10 protein-coding genes are annotated in these 14,215 nt (G+C 58.9%); 6 read left to right on the top strand and 4 right to left on the bottom strand.

Annotated elements, in window-relative coordinates:
* Positions 1–24: 24 nt before the first annotated feature.
* From gluQRS to thpR, 4 genes are all read right to left on the bottom strand, one after another.
* Positions 25–903, bottom strand: a complete 879-nt coding sequence (gene gluQRS / locus EE896_RS15690; RefSeq protein WP_140916397.1) for a tRNA glutamyl-Q(34) synthetase GluQRS — start codon at positions 901–903, stop codon at positions 25–27.
* Between the two features lie 73 nt (positions 904–976).
* Complete coding sequence (gene dksA, locus EE896_RS15685; RefSeq protein ID WP_008925615.1) at positions 977–1,432, bottom strand: RNA polymerase-binding protein DksA; 456 nt, start codon at positions 1,430–1,432, stop codon at positions 977–979.
* A 247-nt stretch (positions 1,433–1,679) separates the two neighbouring features.
* Positions 1,680–2,384: a DNA/RNA nuclease SfsA gene (gene sfsA / locus EE896_RS15680; RefSeq protein WP_140916399.1), complete on the bottom strand. Its 705-nt coding sequence runs from the start codon at positions 2,382–2,384 to the stop codon at positions 1,680–1,682.
* On the bottom strand, positions 2,362–2,919 hold the full coding sequence (thpR, locus tag EE896_RS15675; protein ID WP_140916400.1) for an RNA 2',3'-cyclic phosphodiesterase: 558 nt from the start codon (positions 2,917–2,919) through the stop codon (positions 2,362–2,364). Before thpR ends, sfsA begins: the two co-directional genes overlap by 23 nt.
* A gap of 30 nt (positions 2,920–2,949) precedes the next feature.
* Here thpR and hrpB point away from each other — a divergent pair, with 30 nt between their 5' ends.
* The 6 genes from hrpB (at position 2,950) to fhuB (ending at position 14,179) form a co-directional block, all read left to right on the top strand.
* Positions 2,950–5,433, top strand: a complete 2,484-nt coding sequence (hrpB, locus tag EE896_RS15670) for an ATP-dependent helicase HrpB (RefSeq protein ID WP_140916402.1) — start codon at positions 2,950–2,952, stop codon at positions 5,431–5,433.
* A 98-nt stretch (positions 5,434–5,531) separates the two neighbouring features.
* On the top strand, positions 5,532–8,066 hold the full coding sequence (gene mrcB / locus EE896_RS15665; RefSeq protein ID WP_078804730.1) for a bifunctional glycosyl transferase/transpeptidase: 2,535 nt from the start codon (positions 5,532–5,534) through the stop codon (positions 8,064–8,066).
* 199 nt (positions 8,067–8,265) lie between these two features.
* On the top strand, positions 8,266–10,473 hold the full coding sequence (fhuA, locus tag EE896_RS15660) for a ferrichrome porin FhuA (RefSeq protein ID WP_110411640.1): 2,208 nt from the start codon (positions 8,266–8,268) through the stop codon (positions 10,471–10,473).
* Between the two features lie 43 nt (positions 10,474–10,516).
* The gene (gene fhuC / locus EE896_RS15655; protein ID WP_039658726.1) at positions 10,517–11,311 is read left to right on the top strand and encodes a Fe3+-hydroxamate ABC transporter ATP-binding protein FhuC; all 795 of its coding nucleotides are present in this window, start codon (positions 10,517–10,519) and stop codon (positions 11,309–11,311) included.
* Between the two features lie 10 nt (positions 11,312–11,321).
* Positions 11,322–12,200: a Fe(3+)-hydroxamate ABC transporter substrate-binding protein FhuD gene (gene fhuD, locus EE896_RS15650; protein WP_140916416.1), complete on the top strand. Its 879-nt coding sequence runs from the start codon at positions 11,322–11,324 to the stop codon at positions 12,198–12,200.
* The gene (gene fhuB, locus EE896_RS15645; RefSeq protein ID WP_008925623.1) at positions 12,200–14,179 is read left to right on the top strand and encodes a Fe(3+)-hydroxamate ABC transporter permease FhuB; all 1,980 of its coding nucleotides are present in this window, start codon (positions 12,200–12,202) and stop codon (positions 14,177–14,179) included. The genes fhuD and fhuB overlap by 1 nt, the downstream gene beginning before the upstream one ends.
* Positions 14,180–14,215 lie beyond the last annotated feature (36 nt).

Genomic DNA, 14,215 nt, shown 5'->3' with positions numbered 1-14,215 from the left:
AGAACCGTTTGAGAATGCTGTTGTCTATGCATCCGGTTTCAGGGCGTTCTGTTGCGGCATCAAAGCGATATTCCACTGCGACACCGCATCAGACAGCAGTTTGTCCTGCGTTAAGTCCTGCCAGCCGTCTGAAACAGGCTGTCCAAGGAAACGCAATGCTGCCACCAGCAGCGGTCTGGCATCGCCATCCGGCAGCGAAGGTGCATGATTCTGCTTTGATAACTTATTGCCATCATGGTTAAGCGCCAGCGGCAGATGTAACCAGGCAGGCTCCGGCCAGCCAAATTGCTGATAGAGCGCAATCTGTCGTACCGTCGGCTCAATAAGATCTGCGCCGCGAACCACTTCGGTAATACCCTGAAAATGATCATCGACAACCACCGCCAGGTTATAGGCAAACAGGCCATCACGACGGTGAATGATAAAGTCTTCCTGTGCCAGGCGTCGGTCCGCCTCCACATGGCCGCGCAGTCGATCCTCAAACGCAAAGATCGGCGCATGCTGTCGCAAACGTAGCGCGGCGTTTGCGGGTCCGCGTTGTCGTTCCCGGCAGTAACCATCATAGAAACCGCCAATCTCCTGGATGCGACGCCTCGGGCAGGTGCAGAAATAGCTCTGGCGATGCTGCTGCAGCCAGGCCAGCGCCTCCCGGTAGGCTTCATGACGCTGTGACTGCCACAACACATCGCCATCCCAGGTTAAGCCGTAGTGTTCCAGCTGATGCAGGATACGGCTGGCGGCACCGGATACTTCCCGTGGCGGATCGATATCTTCAATTCTTACCCGCCAGATGCCGTTTTGCGCGCGTGCGCTCAGGTAACTGCCCAGGGCAGCAATAAGCGAGCCAAAATGGAGTTCACCAGAGGGAGAAGGGGCGAAGCGACCGATACAGGAGGATGGCATAGGATTCAGAAGTGACCACGCAGCGGACAAACAAACATTTGTTCCGCTGCGTGGTAACAGGCTGGACGCGGCATTAGCCGGCCATTTGTTTCTCACGAATTTCTGCTAACGTCTTACAGTCGATGCAGAGATCGGCAGTAGGACGCGCTTCGAGACGGCGAATACCAATCTCAACGCCACAGGAATCGCAATAACCGAAGTCGTCATCTTCGACTTTCTTCAGCGTCTTCTCGATCTTTTTGATCAGTTTACGTTCGCGATCGCGGTTACGCAGCTCCAGACTGAATTCCTCTTCCTGCGCGGCACGGTCAACCGGGTCCGGGAAGTTAGCGGCTTCATCCTGCATATGCGATACAGTACGATCGACTTCGTCCCGCAATTGATTACGCCAGGCTTCCAGAATCTTGCGAAAATGGGTCAGCTGCGCGTCGTTCATATACTCTTCGCCTGGCTTCACCTGATAAGGTTCAACACCAGCGATAGCGAGAATACTCAGGGACGATGTTTTACGGTTTTGACCTTCTTGCATGTTGCTTCTCCTGGATAACACGCACTATACCCTCTGACTTCCGTCTCGCAGTGGCGTTGCTGCCAGCCTGCATTTAACGTCTGCGGGGTACATCGATCCCCCATTGGGGAAAAAAACAGGCCGCTATAAATAACAGAAGCAGTCAGGGTTGGCAATTCTTCATGAACACACCTTGACAAGCCTGTGAGGAACAGCGTATTCAGCCCTTAGCTCAGAACATTCTTAACACATAAAATTGCAAAAGATATTACAAGGTTACGTTGATCGGCGATTTAAGAAACATTCCCTCCGCCGATAAGTCTGCCTGATACGCTAAAATCTCTACGCCTTCCTGTTGCGCCTGAGCCAGTTGTTCTGCATACACCGCATCAATGTGGCGTGCCGGGGAAACGTCCTCAATCCCCGAGTGCAAAACGGCAAACAACAAAACGGCCCGATGACCCTCTGCTGCAACTGTCGCCAGTTCACGCAGGTGCTTCTGTCCTCGAATCGTCACCGCATCCGGAAAATAACCTTTTCCTTCATGGAGAAGGGTTACGGATTTCACCTCAATATAGCAGTTGCGCCGGGCATCTGCCTTGAGCAGGAAATCAATTCTGCTTTTTTCACTGCCATATTTTACTTCCGCCTGACGCTGGGAATACCCCGCCAGCGCGGGCAGCCTGTTTTGATCCAGCGCTTCAGCCACCAGCTGGTTAGCGCGCAGAGTATTGACACAAATCCAGTGGCCCTGCTGCGTTTCGGTCAGCTCCCAGCTGTGAGGGTATTTGCGGGTCAGGCTGTCGGACGTTGAATACCAGACCCGATCGCCCGGCGTAGCACAGCCCGTCATGGCGCCGGTGTTGGCACAGTGGATCGTCAGAACCTCACCGTCCGGCGTCATAACATCGGCAAGGAAACGTTTGTAACGGGCAATCAGGCGGGCGGGTTTAAGAGCGGGAGAGAAGTGCATGCGGATCCTGAGACGTTAATGGCCAGCTGGCCAGAGCGCGATAGCGGGTGCGGCCCCGGGAATATTCAGAGGCAAACAGGGAAAACGTGGAGACGCGAAAACGCCAGTGAAAGCCGCGTGGCGGTAACGCAACCGGCTGAGTGGCATGGCGTAACAGCGTGATATGTGGATGAAACGGCTGCGGACTCTGGTAACAGCCATGTCGGGCGGCCTGCGCACGGAGCAGGCTGGCGAGCTGCAGCAGACCCCGTGGTGCGCGCTGGCAACCCAGCCAGACCACGCCCGGACGTGGCCAGTGTCCGGCATCATCCAGGTCGAGATCAAAACCGGGCTGGATAATGCGGGAAGCCAGCGTTTGCAGTTGCTGGGAGGTTTGCGGCGCGACCTCACCCAGAAATGCCAGCGTCAGATGCAGATTCGCTGCGACCACTGGCTGGCCCGCCTCGGCAGGAAAGTTGTCTGCCCGCCAGTGCACCAGCTGCTGCTGCATCTCGTCAGGCAGGCTGATGGCAAAAAATAAGCGTTGTGTCGCCATGGCGCTCTCCGGCAAAAATCACGTGCTACAATGCGCGCCATCTTAGCACAGGCAGAAGCGGAGTTTGCTGTGAGCGATTTACCGGTCAGCGTGGTGCTGCCTGACATCCTGGCGGCGCTGCGTGACGCCTCTCAAATCCTGCTGGCCGCGCCCACCGGCGCGGGAAAATCGACCTGGCTGCCCTTGCAGTTACTACAGCATGCAGCCTTGCCGGGACGAATCATTATGCTGGAGCCACGCCGGCTGGCGGCGCGTAATGTCGCGCAGCGGCTGGCGGAGCAGCTCGGTGAGCAGCCGGGAACCACGGTGGGGTTCAGGATGCGTGGCGAAAGCTGCGTCGGGCCACAGACCCGGCTTGAAGTGGTGACCGAAGGCATGCTCACGCGCATGCTTCAGCACGATCCGATGCTGGAGGGCGTGTCGCTGGTGATCCTTGATGAGTTTCACGAGCGCAGCCTGCAGGCCGATCTGGCGCTGGCGCTGCTGCTCGATGTGCAGCAGGGGCTGCGCGACGACCTTAAAATCATGCTGATGTCCGCCACGCTGGATAATGCCCGACTGGCGGCGCTGCTGCCGGATGCGCCATTGATTGTCTCAGAAGGGCGCAGCTATCCGGTTGAGCGTCGTTATGCGTCGCTGAATCAGAACGTGCGTTTTGAAGAGGCGGTCGCGCGTGAAGTCGCCCAGCTGCTGCGCGATGAAGCCGGATCACTTCTGCTGTTTCTGCCGGGCGTGGCGGAAATTGAACGGGTGAAACGCGAACTGGAATCACGCATCAGCGACGACGTGGACCTGACACCGCTCTATGGGGCACTGCCGCTGGCGGCGCAGCGCCGGGCGATACTTCCCGCTGCTGCCGGACGCCGCAAAGTGGTGCTTGCCACCAATATCGCTGAGACCAGCCTGACCATTGAGGGGATCCGGCTGGTGGTCGACAGCGCGCTTGAGCGCAGCGCTCTGTTTGACGCCCGCAGCGGCGTGACGCGGCTGCAGACCCAGCGAATCAGCCAGGCATCCATGATCCAGCGTGCAGGTCGCGCCGGGCGACTGATGCCGGGACTCTGTCTGCATCTGTTACCGCAGGAGCAGGCATCCCGTGCGGCGGCGCAGAGCGAACCGGAAATTGTGAACAGCGATCTCTCGTCGCTGTGGCTGGATCTGCTGCAGTGGGGCTGTACCGAGCCGCACCAGTTACAGTGGCTGGATCAGCCGCCCGCCAGAAATCTGGATGCCGCAAAACAGCAGCTGACTCGCCTGGGTGCGCTGGACAGCAACGGCCTGCTCAACACGCTGGGACGGCGCATGGCGCAGCTGGGCTGCGATCCCCGACTGGCTGCTATGCTCTGTGCCGCAGGCGATGAACCGGATGCGGTTGCCAGCGCCGCGCTGCTGGTGGCGATTCTGGAAGATCCTCCGCGTAGCGGCAGTGCCGATCTGCGGGATGCCCTGCATCGGCCACAGTCTCCATGGCAGCGACGCGCGCAGCAGTGGCAGCAACGACTCAAAATTCGTGGCGGACGGGTCGATGAAGATCGTTTCGCTGGCTTGCTGGCGGCAGGTTTTGGCGATCGGCTGGCGCGGCGACGTGACCAGAGTGGCCGTTATCAACTGGCCAACGGCCTGGGTGCCAGACTGGATGAGCAGGATGGCCTGACACGCAATGAATGGCTGATTGCGCCTGCTCTGTTACAGGGCAGTACCACGCCGGATGCCCGGATGTTGCTGGCGCTACCGGTCGACATTGAGACGTTGTGCCAGCAGCAGCCCGCATTGATTGAGCGCCGTACTGAAGTGGAGTGGGACGAAGAGAAAGGCACACTTCGCGCGTTCAGACGCGAGCAGATTGGCGCGCTGATACTGAAGACCCAGCCGATGGCGCGCCCGGACCCGGCGGTGCTGCACGCAGCCATGTTGCGCTGGATTGCCGAAAAAGGTCTGTCGGTGCTGGGCTGGACGCCGGATGCCGAACAGCTGCGCCTGCGCATCCAGTGTGCGGCGCAGTGGTTGCCGGAAGAGAGCTGGCCCGCCACAGACGATGAGAGCCTGCTTAAGAGCCTGCCACAGTGGCTATTGCCGCAGATGTCAGCAGTGCGCGATCTCCGCAGCCTGCAGGCGGTGAACCTGACGACGGCACTCTTACATTTACTCACATGGTCGCAACGTCAGCGGCTGGATACTGTGCTGCCAACTCATTACACTGTGCCGACCGGAAGCCGGCTGCCGATCCGCTATGATGCGGACAAGCCGCCCGCGCTGGCGGTCAGGATTCAGGAGATGTTTGGTGAGGCGACGAATCCTGCCGTGGCGGAAGGACGTATTCCGCTGGTGCTGGAGCTGTTATCGCCCGCCCAGCGCCCATTGCAGATCACCCGCGATTTGGCGGCGTTCTGGCGCGGTGCCTGGCCTGAAGTCAGGAAAGAGATGAAGGGGCGTTATCCTAAACATCCCTGGCCAGAGGATCCGGCCAATGCCTTGCCAACAAGGCGAACCAAAAAAATGTCCCCGCAGGGTTGAGTCCGCTGGATCGAATTCAGAGGGTTCTGCCATGCGGCACGCGAGAAAGCAGTTAGAGTAGCGGCGCTGCCGTAAGCACTGCCTGGAGAAAAAAAGTCATGTCTGGGAACGATCGCGAACCAATAGGGCGCAAAGGTAAACCGTTGCCGCCGCGCAGCAGTGCGGGCCGGGGACGACGCAGGGATATCGAACAGGATATCGATCAGGACGATTTTAATGATGACGAGGAGGAAGCGCCGGTGCCACGTAAAGGTAAAGGTGGAAAACCGCCGCGCGGCAAACGCCGTTGGCTGGGATGGTTAATTAAACTGTTCCTGGTGTTTGTGGTGGTCATGGTCGCATGGGGCATCTACCTCGACTCAGAAATTCGCAGCCGTATTGACGGTAAAGTGTGGCAACTGCCCGCGACCGTCTATGGTCGCATGGTCAGCCTGGAACCGGGTATGGCCTACAACAAAAGTGAAATGGTGGCGCTGCTGGAAGGAACCCAGTATCGCGAAGTCTCCCGAATTACCCGCCCTGGCGAGTTTTCGGTGAAGGGCAACACCATCGATCTGCTGCGTCGCCCGTTTGATTTCCCCGACAGTAAAGAGGGACAGATCCACGCGCGCATGAGCTTCACGAAAGATGAGCTGAGCGAGATTAAAAACCTCGAAACCGGCCGTGATTTTGGCTTTTTCCGCCTCGATCCACGCCTGATCACCATGCTGCAGTCGCCGAATGGTGAACAGCGTCTCTTTGTGCCACGCGCCGGTTTCCCGGATCTGCTGGTCGATACGCTGATCGCTACCGAAGATCGCCATTTCTATGAGCACGATGGCATCAGCCCGTACTCCATTGGTCGCGCCTTCCTGGCGAACATCACGGCCGGGAAAGCGGTGCAGGGCGGCAGTACGCTGACCCAGCAGCTGGTGAAGAACCTGTTCCTCACCAACGAGCGTTCACTGTGGCGTAAAGCGCGTGAAGCCTATATGGCGGTGATCATGGATGCGCGCTACAGCAAAGATCGCATTCTGGAACTCTATCTGAACGAGGTCTATCTCGGTCAGGCAGGGAGTGATCAGATCCGCGGCTTCCCGCTGGCGAGCCTTTACTACTTTGGCCGCCCGGTGGATGAGCTCAGTCTGGATCAGCAGGCGATGCTGGTTGGCATGGTGAAAGGTGCGTCGCTCTATAACCCGTGGCGTAACCCGAAACTGGCGCTGGAACGACGCAACCTGGTGCTGCGCCTGTTGCAGCAGCAGAAAGTGATCGACCAGGAGCTGTATGACATGCTGTCGGCGCGTCCGCTGGGCGTGCAGCCGAAAGGGGGCGTGATCACGCCGCAGCCTGCCTTTATGCAGATGGTGCGTAACGAGCTTCAGGCGAAACTGGGCGATAAGATTAAAGATCTCTCCGGCGTGAAAATCTTCACTACGCTGGATCCGGTGTCACAGGATGCAGCCGAAAAAGCCGTTATTGATGGTATTCCGACGCTGAAAAAACAGCGTGGCCTGAAAGATCTGGAAACCGCGATGGTGGTGGTTGACCGCTTTAGCGGTGAAGTCCGCGCCATGGTCGGCGGTGCCGATCCGCAGTACGCCGGTTACAACCGTGCGTTACAGGCGCGCCGCTCTATTGGTTCACTGGCGAAACCCGCCACCTACCTCACCGCGCTGAGCCAGCCAAACAGCTACCGGCTGAACAGCTGGATCGCCGATGAGCCGATTGCGCTGAAGCAGCCAAACGGCAGCGTCTGGAAACCGATGAACGACGATCGTCGCTTCAGCGGAAAAGTGATGCTGGTGGATGCGCTGACCAACTCCATGAACGTGCCGACGGTTAACCTCGGTATGACGCTGGGGCTGGATGCGGTGGTGGATACCTGGAGCAAGCTGGGTGTGCCGAAAGATCAGCTGCATCCGGTTCCGGCGATGCTGCTGGGTGCCATGAACCTGACGCCGGTTGAAGTGGCGCAGGCGTTCCAGTCAATCGCCAGCGGCGGTAACCGCGCATCGCTCTCTGCAGTACGTTCGGTGATTGCGGAAGATGGTAGCGTGCTCTATCAGAGCTATCCGCAGGCAGAACGGGTTGAACCCGCGCAGGCGGCCTATCTGACGCTCTACACCATGCAGCAGGTTGCTGACCACGGTACCGCCCGTGCACTGGGTGCGCGCTTCCCGAATGCGCATCTGGCCGGTAAAACCGGTACCACCAACGACCTGGTCGACAGCTGGTTTGCCGGTATTGATGGCAAAGAAGTCGCGATCACCTGGGTGGGGCGCGATAACAACCAGCCGACCAAACTCTATGGTGCCAGTGGCGCGATGCAGCTTTATCGTCGTTACCTCGACATTCAGGCACCGATGCCGTTGCAGCTGACGCCACCGGAGGATGTGTCGATGATGAATGTCGATTCAGCCGGTAACTTTGTCTGTGGCACGGGCAGCAGCACCTGGCGTTCTCTGCCGGTGTGGGCGCTGGATCCGAATGCGCTGTGTCAGCAACAGCAGCAGCAGGTTCAGCAGCAGCAACAGCTGTTTGATCAACAGCAGCAACAGCAGCAGCCGCAACAACAACCGGCCCAGCAACCGCAGGAGCAGAAAGACAGCGACGGCGTAGCAGGCTGGATCAAAGATATGTTTGGCAAATAAATCAGTCAGACAGGTTTAAAAGGGCGCTTCGGCGCCCTTTTTTTGTTGCTGATTAATACGCATCAATCGCCCTCCAAACGGCGTCACGACTGGGATTTCTTCTTGCAGTGTCCGCTGAAGTTCGCATATTATCTAATCCGTTATAATAATCATTATCGTTTCGATTCGCCCTTAAGGGCCTATTTTCTGAGACACATTTATGAATGCGCGAACGACTTTTGCAGCCGACACCAAAAAAACATTTTCCCGACCGCTTCTGGGCATCATGATCTCTCTCAGTCTGAGCACCTCACTTTACGCCGCACAGGCGGAGACGATGGTGGTTTCAGCGGATGGCGGCAGCGGCGCCGAGGCGGAAAGCGCCTGGGGCCCGGCACCCACTGTGGCAGCCAAACGCAGCGCCACCGGTACGAAAACCGATACGCCGATTGAAAAAAATCCGCAGTCTGTCTCCGTGGTCACCCGCGAAGAGATGGAAATGCGCAATGTCACCAGCGTGAAAGGGGCATTTAACTATACGCCTGGCGTACTGACCGGTAACCGTGGCAGCTCAGATGTGATTGATGCGTTGTCGATTCGCGGCTTCAGCGAAACTAATACCAATCAGTATATGGATGGCCTGAAACTGCAGGGGGATAACTACTCTGAGTTTGCCATCGATCCTTATTTTCTGGAGCGCGCCGAACTGCTGCGCGGTCCGGTGTCGGTACTCTACGGCAAAAGCAATCCTGGCGGTGTGGTCTCGCTGGTGAGCAAGCGTCCGACTCAGGAAACTCTGCGTGAAGTGCAGTTCCAGATGGGCAACGATAACCTCTTCTCAACGGGATTTGACTTTGGTGGGGCGCTGGATGATGACGGCGTCTACAGCTATCGCCTGACCGGCCAGGCGCGCAGTCAGGATGCGCAGCAGGCGATGAACAAAGAGAAGCGCTACACCATCGCGCCCGCATTTAGCTGGCGTCCCGACGATCGCACCCGCGTTGACCTGCTGACCTATTTCCAGAACGAACCCGAAACCGGCTATTACGGCTGGCTACCGCGTCAGGGCACGGTCGTCCCCATCACGCGTGCCGATGGCAGCCAGTATAAACTGCCGACCAACTTCGATGAAGGCGAGCAGAGCAACAAGATTTCACGCACCACCAAAATGATCGGCTATAACGCCGAGCATAGCTTCAATGACACCTGGACGCTGCGCCAGAACCTGCGTTACGCCGACCTGCGCACCGATTACCGTAGTATTTATGGTAACGGTTTCCTGCCGGAGACGCAGCAGATCACGCGAGGTTCGGCCGTTTCAGAAGAGAAGCTCAATCAGTTTGCGGTGGATAACCAGGCGCAGGCGAAGTTTGCCACGGGTCAGGTTGATCATACGCTGTTGCTGGGCGTGGACTTCCAGCGGACCCGCAATGATATCGACGCACAGTTTGGCTCGGCATCGAATCTGAATGCGGTAAATCCGCAATATGGCGATAATAGCGTCACGCCATTTGCCAATCCCTATCAGCACCTCAACAAGCAGCGTCAAACCGGCCTCTATGCACAGGATCAAATGGAATGGAACCGCTGGGTGCTGACACTGGGCGGCCGCTACGACTATGCCATGACTTCGGTTTACGATCGGGTGACGGACACCGTTGATCGCCAGAACGATCAGGCCTTTACCTGGCGTGGTGGTCTGAACTACGTGTTTGATAACGGCATCGCGCCTTATTTCAGCTACAGCGAAGCCTTTATTCCAAATGCCGGATCGACCTTTGATGGCCAGGCATTCGATCCGTCGCGCGCTAAACAGTATGAAGCGGGCGTGAAGTACGTACCTAAAGATCGTCCGGTTGTGCTCACCGCAGCCGTTTTTCAACTGACTAAAACCAAAAACCTGACGGCCGATCCTGATACGTTCAATCATCCGTTTGCCAGCGTGCAGAGCGGTGAAATCCGGTCGCGCGGCGTAGAGCTGGAAGCGAAAGCGGCGCTGAATGCCAACGTTAACCTGACGGCGTCCTACACCTATACCGATGCGGAATATACCGAAGATACGCAGTTGAAAGGCCGAACGCCGGTGAGCGTCCCTAAAAATATGGCCTCACTCTGGAGTGACTACACCTTCCACGAGACAGCCCTGTCGGGTGTGACAGTGGGCGCGGGTGTGCGTTATGTCGGCGAGAGCCAGGGTCTCTACAGCACCGGCACCGAGCAGAACCAGAACTTTAAGGTTGCCGGTTACACCACGGTAGATGCGGCGCTTAAATATGACCTCGGTCGTTTCGGTCTGCCGGGCTCAACGGTGGGCGTTAACGTCAACAATCTGTTCAACCGCGAGTATGTCGCCAGCTGCTACCGGGAATACGCCTGCTACTGGGGCGCGGAGCGTAAGATTGTCGGCACCGCGACCTTCAGATTCTGATTTAACCGGGCGCTTCGGCGCCCGTTCGTTCACAGGGATAACCATGCCGCATCCGCACGCAGAAGAGGCGACTTTTACGCTGGCAAACGCCAGTTTTGAAGTGCCCGGCCGAACTCTCCTTCAGCCCCTCTCGCTGACCTTTCCACCTGGCAAAATGACCGCGCTGATTGGTCATAACGGTTCCGGTAAGTCGACGCTGTTGAAAATGCTGGGCCGTCATCACGTGGCCAGCGGCGGAGAGGTGCTGCTGAATCAGCAGCCGGTCGGGCGCTGGAACAGCAAAGCGTTTGCCCGCGAGGTGGCCTATCTGCCGCAGCAGTTACCGGCAGCCGAAGGGATGACGGTGCGTGAACTGGTGGCGATTGGTCGCTATCCCTGGCACGGCGCGCTGGGCCGTTTCGGGCAGGACGATCGGGACAGGGTAGAAGATGCGATTGCCCAGGTCGGGCTAAAGCCCTTTGCCGGGCGACTGGTGGACAGTCTGTCGGGCGGTGAGCGTCAGCGCGCCTGGCTGGCGATGATGGTGGCGCAGAACAGTCGCTGTCTGCTGCTGGATGAACCGACGTCGGCGCTGGATATCGCTCATCAGGTTGAGGTGCTGGCGCTGATAAAAGATCTGAGCCAGCAGCGCGGCTTAACCGTGATTGCGGTGCTGCACGATATCAATATGGCAGCCCGCTATTGCGATCATCTGGTGGCACTGCGTCAGGGCGCGATGATTGCCGAAGGTAACGCGCAGGCGATTATGCAGCCTGAGGTGCTCGGCGCGATCTATGGCATCCCGATGGGCATTTTACCGCATCCGCAGGGCGGCGCGCCGGTCAGTTTTGTTTGTTAAGGAAAGGATGATGCCCGATCTTTATCGCCGCCGACTGTTGCTGGCACTCGCGGCCTCGCCACTGTTTTGTGCACTTCCCCTGCGTGCTGCCACGCCCAATCCGGGCCGGATTATTGCACTGGAGTGGCTTCCCACCGAACTGTTGATCGCTCTGGGCGTTACGCCCTGGGGCGTGGCTGATCTGCACAACTACAATATCTGGGTCGGTGAACCACCGCTGCCTGCGGACGTGATCGATGTGGGTCTGCGCACCGAACCTAATCTTGAGCTGATGGCACAAATGCAGCCGTCGCTGATCCTCTGTTCAAATGGCTATGGCCCGCCTGAAGAGAAACTTACACGCATCGCACCGATCATGGGCTTTGACCTTCACAGCGGCGACGGGAAACCCTTTACCGCCGCGCGGGCATCGCTGCGTAAGCTGGCGGCGAGACTTGGATTACGCGATCGGGCGGAGCAGCATCTGCACGAGGTCGATGCGCAACTGGCACAGGCGCGTCAGCGGCTGGCGCCCTATGCCGGACGCACGATTCTGCTGATGTCGCTGCTCGACAGCCGTCACGCCATCACCTTTGGTAAAAACAGTCTGTTCCTGGAAGTAATGACGCTGCTGGGCCTGAAAAATGGCTGGCAGGGCGAAACAAATTTCTGGGGCAGCGCGGTAATCGGCATCGAGCAGCTGGCGCAGGCTGGAAATGTGGATGTCATCTGTTTTGATCATGACAATGACGCAGAGATGCAGCAGTTGATGCGCAGCCCGCTGTGGCAGGCCATGCCGTTTGTTCGCACCGGACGCTTTCAGCGCGTCCCTGCAGTCTGGTATTACGGTGCTACGCTTTCGGCGCTGCACTTTGTTCGCGTGCTGGAACGCGCGCTGGAGACGCACTGATGCGCCATGCTCTGTTTCCCGCAGGTCTCCTCAGCCTGCTGTTTCTGCTCTCACTCAGCCTGACGCTGGTTAATCTGCACCATGCGCTGCCGCAGCATGAGTGGTGGCAGGCATTCTGGTCACCGACGGTCGATAGCCTGCCGCAGATGGTGTTTCACTACAGCCTGCTGCCGCGCACGGCGCTGGCGCTGCTGGTGGGCGCCGGGCTGGGGCTTGCCGGTCTGCTGTTTCAGCAGATATTGCGGAACCCGCTGGCCGAACCCACCACGCTGGGTGTCTCTTCCGGCGCACAGCTGGGCATTACCGTGGCGACGCTGTGGCATCTGCCGGGCGGCGCGCTGACACAGCAGTTTGCCGCGCTTGGCGGAGCGTTGCTGGTGGCCGCGCTGGTGTTTGGTGTGGCCTGGGGCAAACGTCTGTCGCCGGTGACGCTGATTCTGGCCGGGCTGGTGCTGAGCTTCTACAGCGGTGCGGTAAATCAAATCTTCGCTATCTTCAATCACGATCAGCTGCAGAACATGTTTCTGTGGAGCACCGGCGCGCTGAATCAGATGAGCTGGGAAAATGTGCAGCAGCTCTGGCCGCGCCTGCTGCTGGCGTTTCTGCTGGCGCTGGCGCTGCTGCGTCCGCTGACACTGATGGGGCTGGATGATGGTGTAGCAAAAAATCTGGGGCTGGCGCTCTCGGTGGCGCGTATCGGTGGCCTCGGGCTGGCAATCCTGCTTAGTGCACAGCTGGTGAATGTCGCTGGTATCATCGGTTTTATCGGACTGTTTGCGCCGCTGCTGGCGAAGCTGCTGGGTGGTCGACGGCTCCTCAGCCGGATGCTGCTGGCACCGCTTACCGGCGCGCTGCTGCTGTGGCTGGCCGACAGTTGCGTGTTATGGCTTAGCGCACACTGGCGCGATATCCCGACCGGAACGGCCACGGCACTGCTCGGTGTACCCATTTTGTTGTGGCTGCTGCCGCGACTGCGTACGGGTTCAGTGCCGCCCGCCCTGAATCAGGGCGACAACGTACCCGCCGAGCGACAAAACCTGTTGCGCTGGACGCTGACGGGTCTCGCGGTGCTTGCCCTGCTGGTGTGGGGTGCGCTGGCGTTTGGGCGTGATGCGCTGGGCTGGGTCGGGTCATCGGGCGAGATGCTGCACTCTTTGCTTCCGTGGCGTGCACCGCGCGTGCTGGCTGCGCTGGTGACCGGCCTGATGCTGGGCGTGGCGGGGAGCCTGATCCAGCGGCTGACCGGTAATCCTATGGCCAGCCCGGAAGTGCTGGGCATCAGTTCAGGTGCCGCCTGTGGCGTCGTCGTCATGATGTTCTTTGTGCCGGGCGATGCGATGGCATGGCTGCTGCCCGCCGGTGCGATGGGGGCCGCGCTGACGCTGCTGGTGATCATGGCGGTAGCCAGTCGTGGCGGCTTCTCACCTGAGAGAATGCTGCTGGCGGGTATGGCGCTTAACAGCGCCTTTGTCACCCTGCTGATGCTGCTGCTGGCAAGTGGCGATCCCCGCATGGGCGGGCTGCTGAGCTGGATCTCCGGCTCAACCTATAACATCAGCGGCAGTCAGGCGATCCAGAGCGCACTCTGTGCGCTGCTGCTGGTCTCGCTGGCACCACTGGCGAGCCGCTGGCTGACGCTGCTGCCGCTGGGAAGTGCTACCGCACGCTCGGCCGGCATGGCATTAACGCCCGCGCGGCTGAGTCTGCTGCTGCTGGCAGCCGCGCTGACCGCCAGCGCAACGCTGACTATTGGTCCGCTGAGTTTTGTTGGATTAATGGCGCCGCACATGGCGCGCATGCTGGGGTTCCGGCGTGCCTTGCCGCAACTGCTGCTGTCGGGATTACTGGGGGCGGGACTGATGGTGCTGGCTGACTGGTGCGGGCGGATGCTGGCATTCCCGGATCAAATTCCTGCCGGGCTGATGGCGACATTTTTAGGTGCACCTTACTTTATCTGGTTGCTGCGTCGTTCAGGTTAAAAAAAAGACCAGCGCAAGCCGGTCTTCATCTTTAAC

Origin of the sequence: Pantoea eucalypti (assembly GCF_009646115.1) — a bacterium.
In the GTDB taxonomy this organism is placed as follows: domain Bacteria; phylum Pseudomonadota; class Gammaproteobacteria; order Enterobacterales; family Enterobacteriaceae; genus Pantoea; species Pantoea eucalypti.
This window is presented reverse-complemented; position numbering and strand designations above follow the sequence as displayed.